Source organism: Streptomyces sp. DT224 (assembly GCF_049844595.1).
GTDB lineage: Bacteria > Actinomycetota > Actinomycetes > Streptomycetales > Streptomycetaceae > Streptomyces.
The window spans coordinates 1-14,493 of sequence record NZ_JBNCLI010000005.1 but is presented as its reverse complement, the minus strand read 5'-3'; the positions used below and the strand labels follow the sequence as shown (position 1 = coordinate 14,493).

13 protein-coding genes are annotated in these 14,493 nt (G+C 73.0%); 10 read left to right on the top strand and 3 right to left on the bottom strand.

Annotated elements, in window-relative coordinates; genetic code table 11:
• Positions 1 to 22: 22 nt before the first annotated feature.
• Complete coding sequence (gene disA / locus ACLQ2N_RS13210; RefSeq protein ID WP_073966311.1) at positions 23 to 1,147, bottom strand: DNA integrity scanning diadenylate cyclase DisA; 1,125 nt, start codon at positions 1,145 to 1,147, stop codon at positions 23 to 25.
• 146 nt (positions 1,148 to 1,293) lie between these two features.
• Positions 1,294 to 2,706: a DNA repair protein RadA gene (radA, locus tag ACLQ2N_RS13205; RefSeq protein WP_425812398.1), complete on the bottom strand. Its 1,413-nt coding sequence runs from the start codon at positions 2,704 to 2,706 to the stop codon at positions 1,294 to 1,296.
• 134 nt (positions 2,707 to 2,840) lie between these two features.
• Here radA and ACLQ2N_RS13200 point away from each other — a divergent pair, with 134 nt between their 5' ends.
• A complete protein-coding gene (locus tag ACLQ2N_RS13200) occupies positions 2,841 to 4,685 on the top strand; it encodes a hypothetical protein (RefSeq protein WP_425812396.1) in 1,845 nt (614 codons plus the stop codon).
• 6 nt (positions 4,686 to 4,691) lie between these two features.
• Here ACLQ2N_RS13200 and ACLQ2N_RS13195 read toward each other — a convergent pair whose 3' ends face one another.
• Positions 4,692 to 5,465 (bottom strand): hypothetical protein, encoded by a 774-nt coding sequence (locus ACLQ2N_RS13195; protein WP_425813188.1) that lies wholly within the window; start codon positions 5,463 to 5,465, stop codon positions 4,692 to 4,694.
• 201 nt (positions 5,466 to 5,666) lie between these two features.
• Between ACLQ2N_RS13195 and ACLQ2N_RS13190 the strand changes: the two genes are divergently transcribed.
• From ACLQ2N_RS13190 to proC, 9 genes are all read left to right on the top strand, one after another.
• Positions 5,667 to 6,617, top strand: a complete 951-nt coding sequence (locus ACLQ2N_RS13190) for a Ppx/GppA family phosphatase (RefSeq protein ID WP_425812394.1) — start codon at positions 5,667 to 5,669, stop codon at positions 6,615 to 6,617.
• A 93-nt stretch (positions 6,618 to 6,710) separates the two neighbouring features.
• Entirely contained in the window at positions 6,711 to 7,538 is an 828-nt protein-coding gene (locus tag ACLQ2N_RS13185; protein WP_425812392.1) for a sugar phosphate isomerase/epimerase family protein, read from the top strand.
• Complete coding sequence (locus ACLQ2N_RS13180) at positions 7,535 to 8,158, top strand: TetR family transcriptional regulator (protein ID WP_425812390.1); 624 nt, start codon at positions 7,535 to 7,537, stop codon at positions 8,156 to 8,158. The genes ACLQ2N_RS13185 and ACLQ2N_RS13180 overlap by 4 nt, the downstream gene beginning before the upstream one ends.
• Before the next feature lie 178 nt (positions 8,159 to 8,336).
• Entirely contained in the window at positions 8,337 to 10,190 is a 1,854-nt protein-coding gene (gene ilvD, locus ACLQ2N_RS13175) for a dihydroxy-acid dehydratase (RefSeq protein WP_425812388.1), read from the top strand.
• 70 nt (positions 10,191 to 10,260) lie between these two features.
• A complete protein-coding gene (locus ACLQ2N_RS13170) occupies positions 10,261 to 10,803 on the top strand; it encodes a hypothetical protein (RefSeq protein WP_425812386.1) in 543 nt (180 codons plus the stop codon).
• A 33-nt stretch (positions 10,804 to 10,836) separates the two neighbouring features.
• The gene (locus ACLQ2N_RS13165) at positions 10,837 to 11,619 is read left to right on the top strand and encodes a class I SAM-dependent methyltransferase (protein WP_425812384.1); all 783 of its coding nucleotides are present in this window, start codon (positions 10,837 to 10,839) and stop codon (positions 11,617 to 11,619) included.
• A gap of 61 nt (positions 11,620 to 11,680) precedes the next feature.
• A complete protein-coding gene (locus ACLQ2N_RS13160) occupies positions 11,681 to 12,448 on the top strand; it encodes an ABC transporter ATP-binding protein (protein WP_425812382.1) in 768 nt (255 codons plus the stop codon).
• A complete protein-coding gene (locus ACLQ2N_RS13155) occupies positions 12,445 to 13,203 on the top strand; it encodes an ABC transporter permease (RefSeq protein ID WP_425812380.1) in 759 nt (252 codons plus the stop codon). The genes ACLQ2N_RS13160 and ACLQ2N_RS13155 overlap by 4 nt, the downstream gene beginning before the upstream one ends.
• Positions 13,204 to 13,277: 74 nt before the next feature.
• Positions 13,278 to 14,087 (top strand): pyrroline-5-carboxylate reductase, encoded by an 810-nt coding sequence (gene proC / locus ACLQ2N_RS13150; protein ID WP_425812378.1) that lies wholly within the window; start codon positions 13,278 to 13,280, stop codon positions 14,085 to 14,087.
• Positions 14,088 to 14,493: the final 406 nt, after the last annotated feature.

Here is a 14,493-nt window from a genome sequence, read left to right as displayed (position 1 = left end):
GCCCAGGATTGCGGGACAGTCCTCAGACGTACCGTTCGAGGATGGACGACTCGGCCAGCCGGGACAGGCCCTCGCGCACGCTGCGCGCCCTGGCCTCGCCGACCCCGTCCACCGTCTGGAGGTCGTCCACGCTCGCCGCGAGCAGCTTCTGCAGACCGCCGAAGTGCTCCACGAGCCGGTCGATGATCGCGCCCGGCAGCCGCGGCACCTTCGCCAGCAGCCGGAAACCGCGCGGCGACACCGCCGAGTCCAGCGTCTCGGGCGAGCCGCTGTAGCCCAGCGCCCGCGCTACGACCGGGAGTTCGAGCAGCTCCGTGTGGGTCAGCGAGTCCAGCTCGGTCAGCGCCTCCGCCACCGTGCGCGAACGCTTCGCCGTCGGCTCCGGCACGTAGTCCCGCACGACCAGCTCGCGCTCCGGCTCCACACCCGCGATCAACTCGTCGAGCTGGAGCGAGAGCAGCCGTCCGTCGGTGCCGAGCTCCACCACGTACTCGGCGATCTCCGTCGCGATCCGGCGGACCATCTCCAGGCGCTGGGCCACCGCCGTCACGTCCCGGACGGTCACCAGGTCCTCGATCTCCAGCGCGGAGAGCGTCCCGGCGACCTCGTCCAGCCGCAGCTTGTACCGCTCCAGCGTGGCCAGGGCCTGGTTGGCGCGGGACAGGATCGCCGCCGACTCCTCCAGGACCCGCCGCTCCCCGTTCACGTACAGCGCGATCAGGCGCATCGACTGGGAGACCGAGACGACCGGGAAGTTGCACTGCTTGGAGACCCGGTCCGCCGTGCGGTGCCGGGTGCCGGTCTCCTCGGTGGGGATCGACGCGTCCGGGACCAGCTGCACACCGGCACGCAGGATCTTGGACATGTCCTTGTCGAGGATCAGCGCGCCGTCCAGCTTGGCCAGCTCCCGCAGCCGGGTCGCGGTGAACTCCACGTCCAGCACGAAGCCGCCCGTGCACATCGACTCGACGGTCTTGTCCATGCCGAGCACGATCAGACCACCGGTGTTGCCGCGGAGAATGCGCTCCAGGCCGTCCCGCAGGGCCATTCCGGGCGCGACGGCGCTCAACGAGGCGCGCATCAGCGCCTCGTTGCCCGTGGTTTGGCCGGACTTTCCGGGCGATGCTGCCCGGTCGCTGGCTGCCACTGCACTCCTCCGGTCACAGGTTTGCGGTGCCCTCGTGGCCTGTCGCTAGGGAGCAGGCCCAATCCGATCGAAGGACCCGGGGAGTGTCCGACACATCCCCTGGTCCCTCGTACCGTTCGTACGGACGGGCGAGACCAGGGCAAAGTCTACCGGCGCGCGTCGTCCTCCCGGGGGGCCTGTGCGCGGGTCCGGCGCGGGAGCGCCCTGAGCGCGTCGCCCATGTCGGCCACTTCCGTCACCTTCATACCGGCCGGGACCTTGCCCGGATCCGTCGGGACCAGGGCGTGCGTGAACCCCAGGCGGTACGCCTCGGCCAGCCTGCGCTGCACCCCGGTGACCCGTCTGACCTCGCCCGCGAGCCCCACCTCGCCGATCGCCACCAGGTTCTTCGGCAGCGGGGTGTCGCTCGCCGCGCTCGCCAGCGCCAGCGCGATCGCCAGGTCGGCGGCCGGCTCGGACAGCTTCACACCGCCCACCGTCGCGCTGTAGATGTCCCGCTTGCCCAGCGAGCTGATCCGGCCGCGCTGCTCCAGGACCGCGAGCATCATCGACACCCGGGAGGTCTCCAGACCCGAGGTGGTCCGCCGGGGGGACGGGATCTGCGAGTCCACCGTCAGCGCCTGCACCTCCGCGACCAGCGGACGCTTCCCCTCCAGCGTCACGGTCAGGCAGGTGCCCGGCACCGGCTCGTCGCGCCGCGTGAGGAACAAGCCGGACGGATCGGCCAGGCCCGTGATCCCCTCGTCGTGCAGTTCGAAGCAGCCGACCTCGTCGGTCGCCCCGTACCTGTTCTTGATGCCGCGCACCAGACGCAGCCGGGCATGGCGGTCGCCCTCGAACGACAGCACCACGTCCACCAGGTGTTCCAGGAGCCGGGGCCCGGCGATCGCCCCGTCCTTGGTGACGTGGCCCACGAGCAGCGTCGACATCCCGCGCTCCTTGGAGGCCCGGATCAGCGCCCCCGCCACCTCGCGGACCTGCGCCATCCCGCCCGGCGCCCCCTCGATCTCCGGCGAGGCCACGGTCTGCACCGAGTCCAGGATCAGCAGCGAGGGCTTGACCGCGTCGAGGTGGGCGAGCACCGCCGAGAGATCGGTCTCCGCCGCCAGATACAGGTGGTCGCTGATCGCGTGGATGCGGTCGGCCCGCATCCGGACCTGGGAGGCGGACTCCTCACCCGTCACGTACAGCGTGCGGTGCTCGTCGCTCGCCGCCTTCGCCGCGACGTCGAGCAGCAGCGTGGACTTGCCGACGCCCGGCTCGCCCGCGAGCAGCACGACGGCCCCGGGCACCAGACCGCCGCCCAGCACCCGGTCCAGCTCGCCGACACCGGTCGGCCGGGCGGTGGCCTGCCGGCTGTCCACCTGTCCGATGGGCAGCGCGGCGGTGGAGACCCGCCCCGCCGCGGTGGTCCGGACGGCGGCCGCGCCGCCGAACTCCTCGACCGTCCCCCACGCCTGGCACTCGGGGCAGCGGCCGAGCCACTTCGCGGTGGTCCAGCCGCATTCGGTGCAGCGGTAGGACGGCCGGTCCTTCGCGGATTTCGTACGGGCAGCCATGGCGCCACCGTATCGGTGAGGACTGACAGCGCGGCCGGGAACGCCTGTCCCTTATCGCGCGATACGTTCACCCGTAAGGGTTAAATCTACTCAAGGAGTACGAGGGGTGAGCCCTCCGTGTTTACGGTCACAAGGTGACGAGCAGCAGGCTGGAGACTCCGACGGACACCCCCGGCGCACACCGGGGACAGCATCGCGCGCCCCACTCCTCGCACGCCGCGCCGAAGAAGCCGCCCGCCCGTTACGAGCCGCATCTCGACGGCCTCTTCACCTACTGCCTCTCCGTCCTGTGCGACCACGACGCCGCCACCGAGGCGCTGGGCGGCGTCCTCGCCCTGGCCGAACGGCAGGGCTCCCGCTGCCCGGCCGACGAGGAGGAACGTAAAACCTGGCTGTACGCCCTGGCCCGGTGGACGTGTCTGCGCCGGCTCACCGAGCAGAAGGAGGGCCGCCGCGCCCACCGCCGCCCCGACGCCGCCCGCCCCCCGCACCGCAGGCCCGCCGACGAGGACCGCCACGCCCCGGCGGCCCCCCGCCCCGCCCGGCGCGCGGTGCGCCCCACGCCGCCGCCGGCCGCACACCCCACCGCGGCCGCGCCCGCCTCTCCGGAGCGCCCCGCCCCACCGGAGAGCGCCCCCGCCGCCGAGGCGCACCGCCGGGAGCTGGCCCAGCTGGCCTGGCCCGAGGCGGCGGGCACCACGCCGGAGCAGCGCGAGGCGCTGGAGCTGGCCGTCCGGCACGGACTGAGCCCGCACGCCGTCGCCGCCGTCCTCGGCCTCGCCCCCACGGCCGCCCGCGAGCTGCTGGCCGGCGCCGCCTGCGAGGTCGAGCGCACCCGGGCCGCCCTCGCCGTCGTGGAGACGGGCAACTGCCCCACGGCCGGCCGGCTCACCGGCGACCACCGCGCACTCCTCTCGCCCACGCTGCGCCGCGAGCTCGTCCGGCACGTGGACGACTGCCCGCGCTGCCGCCGCGCCGCCGAGCGCGCCGGGGCCGAGGCGCCGTGGCCCGGGAAGACGGTGGCCCCGGCCGCCGCGCTGCCGGTCGTGGAGGCGCCGCGCCCCTCCGCGTACGTGGCCATGCTGCACGCGCAGAAACACCAGAAGAAACGGTCCGCCACTCCACGCTTCGACCGCACCGGCTTCCCCATGGACCCCAAGGACCACGCCGCGCGCCGCGACCGGCTGCGCTCCCGCGTCATGACCACGACGGTCGTCGCCACCGTCGTCGCCGCCCCCGTCATCGCCCTGTGGTCCGCCTACCGGGGAGCGCCCCTCACCGGCGAGGGCCGCGACGGCTCGGCGGTCAGCGCCGCCGACAACGAGACCGGTGGCGCCGAGACCCCCTACGCGCCCTACGAGAACGCCGGCAACGCCCGCCCGGACGGCGGCTCCCGCTTCACCCGCGAGGACCCCCTGCCGGAGGTTTCCGCCGAGATCATCAGCAAGGGCGCCGACCCCTCCCGCGACCCCGCCGCGCACGGCGAGGGCCGGCTCACCGTCCGGACCCGCACCGCCGGTTCCGCCACCTTGATCACCCTTACCGCTTCGAAGGCCGGCCCGGTGTCCTGGACCGCCGCGACCGACCGGCCCTGGGTGAGCCTGAGCCGTACCTCCGGCAGACTCCCGGCCGGCGGCAGCGTCACGATCCGCGCTCTCGTGGACCACGCGCGGCAGCCCGCCGGCCCCTGGACCGCCCACCTCACCGTCGCCCCCTCGGGCGCGGTCGTCGCCCTGCACGGCTACGGGGCCAAGGCGCCCACCCCCGGCGCCTCACCGCGCGGACTCCATCCGCGCCCGGTCCCGCCGAGGCCCGGCACACCGGACCCGGACCCGACCCCGGACCCCTCCACCCCCACGCCCGATCCGACGACCCCGACCCCGACGGAGCCCGGCCCGAGCCCGACCCCGGACCCGACCGGGTCCTCCGGACCGCCCGCACCGCCGAAGGGCCCGAGCACCCCGCCCCCCGCGGACTGACACGCTCTACGCCGGGTCCGCCGGGTGCGGGGCCATCGGCAGCAGCGAGGCGAGCCGCTGCTCGCACAGCTCCGTCAGCGTGTCGTACGCCTCCTTGCCCATCAGCTCGACGAGCTCCGGCCGGTACGACACGTACACCGGCTCGCCGCCCCCGTGCGCCGAGGTCGCCGACGTGCACCACCAGTGCAGGTCGTGGCCGCCCGGACCCCAGCCCCGCCGGTCGTACTCACCGATCGACACCTGGAGCACCCGCGTGTCGTCGGGCCGGTCGATCCACTCGTACGTACGCCGTACGGGCAGCTGCCAGCACACGTCGGGCTTGGTCTCCAGCGGCTCCCGGCCCTCCCGCAGCGCCAGGATGTGCAGCGAGCAGCCCGCCCCCGCCGGGAAGCCCGGCCGGTTCTGGAAGATGCACGAGCCCTGCCAGCGGCGCGTCTGGCGGTCCCCGTCCTCGTCGGTCTGGGTCCAGCCCGTCTCCGTCCCCACGTCGTGGAACTGCCACAGCTCCGGAGTGAGGCGCGCGACATGACCGGCCACCCGCTTCTCGTCGTCCTCGTCCGAGAAATGGGCGCCCAGCGTGCAGCAGCCGTCGTCCGCGCGGCCCGCCTGGATGCCCTGGCAGCCGCTGCCGAAGATGCACGTCCACCGGGACGTCAGCCAGGTCAGGTCGCAGCGGAAGACCTGCTCGTCGTCGGCGGGGTCGGGGAACTCCACCCAGGCGCGCGCGAAGTCGAGCTCCGTCTCGTCGGAGGGATCCGGCTCCGCGGCCGGGGTGTGCATCTCCACCTTCTCGACATGCTTGATGTCCTGCGGGGTCTCCGCCTCGATGTCCCGCTTCTTCGTGGCTTTGCCCGGCTTCGCCTTTTTCGTCTTTGGCACGGGCCCAGAGTAAGGCCGACCGTCAATTGAAGGGCGGCGTCGCGGGGCCGGCCTTCAATTGACGGTCGGCCTGAGTGTCCCGCCCGCAGTAGCGTTCCCCGTATGAGACTCGGAGTCCTCGATGTGGGGTCGAACACGGTTCATCTGCTGGTGGTGGACGCCCACCCCGGCGCCCGCCCGCTGCCCGCGCACTCGCACAAGGCCGAGCTGCGCCTCGCCGAACTCCTCGACGAGGACGGCGCGATCGGCCCGCTCGGCGTGGAGCGGCTGGTCGGGACGGTCGCGGGCGCGCTCGAAGCCGCCGAGGACAAGGGCTGCGAGGACGTCCTCGCCTTCGCCACCTCGGCGGTACGCGACGCGAGCAACGCCGACCAGGTCCTGGAACGGGTACGGGACGAGACGGGCGTCGACCTCGCGGTCCTCAGCGGTACGGAGGAAGCCCGGCTCACCTTCCTCGCCGCCCGCCGCTGGTACGGCTGGTCGGCGGGCAAGCTGCTGGTCCTCGACATCGGCGGCGGTTCGCTGGAGATCGCGTACGGCATGGACGAGGAACCGGCCGCCTCGGTCTCGCTGCCGCTGGGCGCCGGCCGCCTCACCGCGGGCTGGCTGCCGGGCGACCCGCCGGACCCGGCGGAGGTCAGGGCGCTGCGCCGGCACGTACGGGCCCGCATCGCCCGCAGCGTCGGCGACTTCGCCCGCATCGGCCGCCCGGACCACGTGGTGGCCACCTCCAAGACGTTCAAGCAGCTGGCCAGGATCGCGGGTGCGGCCCGCTCCGCCGAGGGCCAGGACGTGCCGCGCACCCTCAGCCGCAAGGCGCTGGAGGAGTGGGTGCCGAAGCTGGCCGCGATGACCACCGAGGAGCGCGGGATGCTGCCCGGCGTGTCCGAGGGCCGGGCCGCCCAGCTGCTGGCCGGGGCGCTGGTCGCGGAGGGCGCGATGGACCTGCTCGACGTGGACGAGCTGGAGATCTGCCCGTGGGCGCTGCGCGAGGGCGTGATCCTGCGCCGCCTGGACCACCTGCCGGCGGACGGGGAACCGGCGCCGGCCTGAGGGTGCGCGGGCCGGTGGTGCCGGTGGTGCGGCCCTTCTCACTTTCCGCCGCTGTCCCTCGGCGGGGCGCACCACTGCCCGTACGCTGTCTGCGTGGCAGAACCAGTGGTGCGCGTCCCGGATGCGAAGGTCGCCCTGTCGACGGCCTCGGTCTATCCGGAGTCGACGGCGACGGCCTTCGAGATCGCCGCGCGCCTCGGTTACGACGGCGTCGAGGTCATGGTCTGGACCGACCCGGTCAGCCAGGACATCGAGGCGCTGCGCCGGCTCTCCGACTACCACCAGGTGCCGATACTCGCCGTGCACGCGCCCTGTCTGCTGATCACCCAGCGGGTCTGGTCGACCGATCCGTGGGTCAAGCTCCAGCGGGCCCGCGCCGCCGCGGAGAAGCTGGGCGCGTCGACGGTCGTCGTCCACCCCCCGTTCCGGTGGCAGCGCAATTACGCCCGTGACTTCGTCACCGGAATCTGGCGGATGGCCGACGAGACGGACGTCCGGTTCGCCGTGGAGAACATGTACCCCTGGCGCTACCGGGACCGCGAGATGCTCGCGTACGCCCCCGACTGGGACGTCACCAACGACGACTACCGCCACTTCACGGTGGACCTGTCGCACACCGCCACCGCCCGCACGGACGGCCTGGCCATGGTGGACCGGATGGGGGACCGGCTGGCCCACGTCCACCTGGCCGACGGCAAGGGCTCCAACAAGGACGAGCACCTGGTGCCCGGCCGGGGCGACCAGCCCTGCGCGGAGCTGCTTGAGCGGCTGGCCGGTTCCGGCTTCGGCGGGCACGTGGTCATCGAGGTCAACACCCGCCGGGCGATGTCCACCGCCGAACGCGAGGCCGACCTCGCCGAGGCGCTGGCCTTCACCCGGCTCCACCTCGCCGCGTCCACCGAGCGCGCCCCCCGCCCATGACGCCGGACGCGACCGGCCCCCGGCGCCGGGGCCGCCCCGCCCGCGCCGCGTCGGACACCGGCCCGGACGCGCGCACCCGCATCCTGGAGGCCGCCCGCACGGAGTTCGCCGAGCGCGGGTACGACAAGACCTCGGTGCGGGGCATCGCCCGTGCGGCCGGCGTCGACCCCGCGCTGGTCCACCACTACTTCGGTACCAAGGACGAGGTCTTCGCCGCCGCGATCGAGCTGTCCTTCGAGCCCGCGCTGCTCGTCCCGGCCGTCCTCGAAGGGGACACCGAGGACGTGGGCGAACGCCTGGCCCGCGCCTTCATCGGGATCTGGGAGAACCCGGCGACCCGGGCCCCCCTCCTCGCGGTCCTCCGCTCCGCCCTCACCCACGAGGCCGCCGCGAAGGTCCTCCGAAGCTTCGTACTGCGCCGCCTGCTGGAACGCGTGGCGGCGGGCCTGGACATCCCGGACGCGACGTTCCGCGCGGAGCTGGCGGCGTCGCACATGGTGGGGATCGCGGTACTCCGGTACGTGCTGGGGGCGGAACCGCTGGCGTCCGCGCCGCCGGAGAAGATCGTGGCGATGGTGGCCCCGACGCTCCAGCGCTACCTGACGGAGCCGTCCGCGTAACCCTCGCTCACAGCACCGCCGGCGTTTGAGGCGCCGGGTCCGGGGCGGAGCCCCGAAACCAAGGCCCGCCGCAGGCACCGGCCCCCCACGCTTCCGCATAGCGGACGCCCGGTCCACATCCTGGCACCAACGGCGTACGCTCAAGAACAGTCTTCAACGCAGAAGGAGCGAAAAGACGATGCCCACGCTGAGGTCCCGCACAGTCACCCACGGCCGCAACATGGCGGGCGCCCGCGCCCTTATGCGCGCCTCCGGGGTACCCGGCGCGGACATCGGCCGGAAGCCGATCATCGCTGTCGCCAACAGCTTCACGGAGTTCGTGCCGGGCCACACGCACCTGGCCCCCGTCGGCCGGATCGTCAGCGAGGCGGTCACCGCCGCCGGAGGCATCCCGCGCGAGTTCAACACGATCGCCGTGGACGACGGCATCGCCATGGGCCACGGCGGCATGCTCTACAGCCTCCCCTCCCGCGACCTCATCGCGGACAGCGTGGAGTACATGGTCGAGGCGCACTGCGCCGACGCCCTGATCTGCATCTCCAACTGCGACAAGATCACCCCGGGCATGCTCAACGCGGCCCTGCGCCTGAACATCCCGACCGTCTTCGTCTCCGGCGGCCCCATGGAGTCGGGCCGCGCCACGCTGGTCGACGGCACGGTGCGCACGCTCGACCTGGTCGACGCGATGTCGGAGGCGGTCAACGACAAGATCTCCGACGAGGACATCCTCCGCATCGAGGAGAACGCCTGTCCCACCTGCGGTTCCTGTTCCGGCATGTTCACCGCCAACTCGATGAACTGCCTGACCGAGGCCATCGGCCTCTCCCTCCCCGGCAACGGCTCGGTCCTGGCCACCCACACCGCCCGCAAGGCGCTCTACGAGAACGCCGCCCGCACGGTGCTGGACCTGACCCGCCGCTACTACGAGCAGGACGACGAATCGGTCCTGCCCCGCAACATCGCCACGGCCGCCGCCTTCGGGAACGCCATGGCGCTCGACATCGCGATGGGCGGCTCCACCAACACGATCCTGCACCTCCTGGCCGCCGCCCAGGAGGCGGGCGTCGACTACGGCCTGACCGAGATGGACGCCCTGTCGCGCCGCGTCCCGTGCCTGGCCAAGGTCGCCCCGAACGTCGCCAAGGACCGTACGTACTACATGGAGGACGTGCACCGCGCCGGCGGCATCCCGGCCCTCCTCGGTGAACTGCACCGCGGAGGCCTGCTCAACGAGGACGTGCACTCCGTGCACAGCCCGTCGCTGGACGACTGGCTGAAGACCTGGGACGTGCGCGGCGGCTCCCCGGCGCCGGAGGCGGTCGAGCTGTGGCACGCCGCTCCCGGCTGCGTGCGCTCGGCGGAGGCGTTCTCCCAGTCCGAGCGCTGGGACACCCTGGACCAGGACGCCGAGGGCGGCTGCATCCGCTCCGTCGAGCACGCCTACTCCAAGGACGGCGGCCTCGCGGTCCTGCGCGGCAACCTGGCCGTGGACGGCTGCGTCGTGAAGACGGCGGGTGTCGACGAGTCCATCTGGACCTTCGAGGGCCCGGCGGTCGTCTGCGAGTCCCAGGAGGAGGCCGTCCAGAAGATCCTCACCCAGCAGGTCGACGAGGGCGACGTCGTCGTCATCCGCTACGAGGGCCCCAAGGGCGGCCCGGGTATGCAGGAGATGCTCTACCCGACCTCGTACCTGAAGGGCCGCGGCCTCGGCAAGACCTGCGCCCTGATCACGGACGGCCGGTTCTCCGGCGGCACGTCGGGCCTGTCCATCGGCCACGCCTCGCCCGAGGCGGCCTCCGGCGGCGCGATCGCGCTGGTCGAGGACGGCGACCGGATCCGGATCGACATCCCGAACCGCTCGATCGACCTCCTGGTCTCCGACGAGGAGCTGGCCACCCGCCGCGAGGCCCTGAACGGCGTGTACGCCCCGAAGAACCGCGACCGCAAGGTTTCGGCCGCGCTGCGCGCCTACGCCGCGATGGCGACGAGCGCCGACCGGGGCGCGGTCCGCGACGTCTCGAAGCTGGGCTGACCCCAGCGGTACCGGGGGGCCGCACGCACGGCCCCCCGGCCGGCCCCCAGCCTGCGGGATAATCGACTCCGTGAGCGAGAACAGCGAGACCCCCGAAGGCACGGCCCCCGGCCCGTCCGAGTCCCCGGCCGCGACCCCGCAGGGCCCGCAGCCGGAGCCCCTCCGCTTCTTCGGGACCACGTGGGTCGCCCACGACGGCCACTACGGACTGCGCCGCGCCGGCGCCGCCGTCGGCTCCCTCCTCGCGGCGGCCGCGGCCTGCCTCGTCCTGCGCTTCGCGTACCAGGGCCTGGAGATCGCGGACGTCGGCGGCTTCGTCGGCGTGCTGGTGGTCGCGATGTTCGCCGTCTGCAGCGCGATCGCCTTCCGCAAGACCTGGGAGGGCTTCGGCCGCCGCCCGGCCGACCCGGCCCGCGAGGAGAACCTGCGCGGCCTGAAGGCCATCGGCTTCGTCGGCTCGCTGCTCGCGTACTTCTTCCGTACGTTCACCGAGGCGCCCGGCGAGAAGCTGAGGCGTACGGAGTACGAGGAGGCCGTCGCCCGGTACGCGAAGCGCCGCGCCTCCCGCACCGGCAACCCGGCCGCCCGCAAGAAGAAGGGCCGCCGAGGCTGACGCGTCCGGGCGCCCGGCGGGCACGATGGCGGCATGACCACGACACACTCACCGGATGCCGTCCCGGGCCCCTCGCGCGCCCTGTCCTTCGACCGCGCCGCCGCCCAGTACGCCGCCGCCCGCCCCAGCTACCCGGACGCGCTGTTCGACGCCGTCGAGGACATAGCCGGACGCCCCCTGCGAGGAGCCCGCGCCCTGGACGTGGGCGCCGGCACCGGCATCTCGACCCGCCGCCTCCTCGACCGCGGCGCTCGCGTCGTCGCCGTCGAGCCCGGGCCCGGCATGGCCGCCCAGCTGCGCCGGGGCCTCCCGGACGTCCCGCTCGTGCGGGGCGACGGCAACCGGCTGCCGTTCGCGACCGCCTCGGCCGACCTGATCACGTACGCCCAGTCCTGGCACTGGACCGAGCACGCCCGCTCCGCCGCCGAGGTCCGGCGCGTCCTGCGGCCGGGCGGCACGCTCGCCCTCTGGTGGAACGTCGCCGACACCACCGTCCCGTGGCTCGCGGCCCAGGAGGAACGGCTCCTGCGCTTCTTCGGCGTCGGCCCGGAGGAACTGGGCCCCAGGCGCTCGGCCGCCGAGGACCGCGACCTGCCGCCGGACCTCGCCTTCACGTACCGCCGCGTCCCGTGGACCCGACGCATCCCCCTCACCACCCACCTCGACAACCTCGGCAGCCACTCCGTGTTCCTGACCGCCGACGACGACGCGGCGCGAAGCTTCCTCGCCGAGGAGCGGACCCGGCTCCTGACGGAGTTCCCCGACGGAACGGTGGAGGAGGCGTACGTCGTCGAGCTGCACGCGGCCGTGCGCTGAGCCGGGGCAGCCCCGCCCGGTCCCTTGACGGCGGCGCCCCCGCGGAGCCAATATTCATCACATGATGAATTCTTCGGGCGTCGCCGTCGAGGCCCGTGGCCTCACCGTCCAACGAGGCAGCCGCACGGTCCTCAAGGGCCTCGACTTCACCGTCGAACCCGGCAGGATCACCGGCCTCCTCGGCCCCTCCGGCTGCGGCAAATCCACCCTCATGCGCGCCGTCGTCGGCACCCAGGCCAAGGTCACCGGCACCCTCCAGGTCCTCGGCAGCCCTGCCGGACACCCCTCCCTCCGCCCCCGCGTCGGGTACGTCACCCAGGCGCCCTCCGTCTACACCGACCTCACCGTCCGCCAGAACCTCGACTCCTTCGCGGCGATCCTCCAGCCCGGCCGCGCCCACCGCACCGCCCGCCACGAGGCCGTCACCCGCGCGCTCACCGAGGTGGACCTGACCAGCCACGAGGACGCCCTCGCCGGCAACCTCTCCGGCGGCCAGCGCACCCGTGTCTCGCTCGCCGTCGCCCTCCTCGGCACCCCCGACCTGCTCGTCCTGGACGAACCGACCGTCGGCCTCGACCCGGTCCTGCGCCGCGACCTGTGGCAGCTCTTCCACACCCTCGCCGCCGAACGCGGCACCGCGCTCCTCATCTCCTCCCACGTCATGGACGAGGCCGAGCGCTGCCACCGCCTCCTCCTCATGCGCGAGGGCGAGATCCTCGCCGACGACACCCCGGACGCCCTGCGCACCGCCGCCGGCACCGACACCGTCGAAGCGGCCTTCCTGCACCTGGTCGACGCGGCCGCCAACCGCGAGGAGAACGCCCGATGAGCAGCACGACAGCCCCCCTGAGCCCGGCCCGCACCCTCGCCACCGCCGCCCGCGTCCTGCGCCAGCTCGCCCACGACTCCCGCACGGTCGCCCTGCTCCTGCTGGTCCCGGTCCTCCTGATCACGCTGCTGCGGTACGTCTTCGACGGCAGCCCGCAGACCTTCGACTCGATCGGCGCCTCCCTGCTGGGGATCTTCCCGCTGATCACGATGTTCCTGGTGACTTCGATCGCCACCCTGCGCGAACGCACCTCCGGCACCCTGGAGCGCCTGCTCTCGATGCCCCTCGGCAAGGGCGACCTCATCGCGGGTTACGCGCTCGCCTTCGGCGCCGTCGCCGTCCTCCAGTCGCTCCTGGCCACCGGCCTCTCGGTGTGGGCCCTCGGCCTGGACGTCATGGGGTCGCCGTGGCTGCTGCTCCTGGTCGCCGTGCTCGACGCGCTCCTCGGCACGGCACTCGGCCTGTTCGTCTCGGCATTCGCGGCCTCCGAGTTCCAGGCGGTGCAGTTCATGCCCGCGGTGATCTTCCCGCAGCTGCTGCTGTGCGGCCTCTTCATCCCGCGCGGCCACATGGCGCCGTTCCTGGAGGCCGTCTCGGACGTGCTGCCGATGTCGTACGCCGTGGACGGGATGAACGAGGTCCTCCACCACACCGCGGTCACCGGGGTCTTCGTGCGGGACGTCCTCGTCGTGGCGGGCTGCGCCCTGCTGGTCCTGGCCCTCGGCGCTGCCACCCTCCGCCGCCGCACCGCCTGACGGGGCGGTGCGAAGATGGCGCCGACGAGCACTGAGCACCGCGCACATCGAGCTCCGCCCGGAGGGTGAACGGCATGACCCAGACAGTTGCAGTCCTTGGCACCGGCAAGATCGGCGAGGCCCTGCTCAGCGGCATGATCCGGGCCGGCTGGCGCCCGTCGAACCTGCTGGTCACCACCCGCCGCTCGGACCGGGCCGCCGAACTGCGCGACCGCTACGGCGTGGACGCGGTCACCAACGCGGAGGCCGCGAAGCGGGCGGACATCCTGATCCTCGCGGTCAAGCCCCAGGACATGGGCCGCCTCCTGGACGAGCTGGCCCCGCACCTCAGCGCGGACCGCCTGGTCATCAGCGCGGCCGCCGGCATCACGACCGCGTTCATCGAGGACCGCCTCACCGCCGGTACCCCGGTCGTCCGTGTCATGCCGAACACCCCCGTCCTGGTGGACGAGGGCATGTCCGTCATCTCGGGGGGCAGTCACGCAACGGGGGAGCACCTCGCCTCGACGGACGCCATCTTCAAGGGCGTCGGCAAGACCCTGCGCGTTCCGGAGTCCCAGCAGGACGCGGCCACCGCCCTCTCCGGCTCGGGCCCGGCGTACTTCTACTTCCTCGTCGAGGCGATGACGGACGCCGGTATCCTGCTCGGCCTGCCGCGCGCTCAGGCCCACGACCTCATCGTCCAGGCCGCGATCGGCGCCGCCGTGATGCTCCGGGACAGCGGTGAGCACCCGGTCAAGCTCCGCGAGGCCGTCACCAGCCCGGCCGGCACCACCATCAGCGCCATCCGCGAGCTGGAGAACCACGGCGTACGCGCGGCCCTCATCGCGGCCCTCGAAGCGGCCCGCGACCGCAGCCGCGAGCTGGCCTCCGGCAACGGCTGAACAGGGCCGGTGACCTCCGGCCCAGCCGGGGGTTGACACGCCCTCCCCGTATCCGTAGTGTGCTCCGAGTTGTCCGACGTGAGCGCCGACTCCGGTTGGTCCCCGGACAGCCATTCCGCAGTAACCACAACGAGCACGCGACAGTTGTCGCATGTCTTGGCGTGCGTTTATGCGAAATGAGGAATCCGCGTTCGAAGGAGCGCGACCCCCGATTAGCGTCGGGGCCCAGCATTCCGCTAATGTCTCACTCGTCGGAACGGCCCAAGGGCCGCGAAGACAAGCCCCGCTGACTGGGAATCAGGCCCGAAAGGATCTGATAGAGTCGGACTCGCCGGAAAGGGAAACGCGAAAGCGAAGAACTGGAAAGCGAAAACTGCTTGACCCGCTTCGGCCGGGAATCGGACAC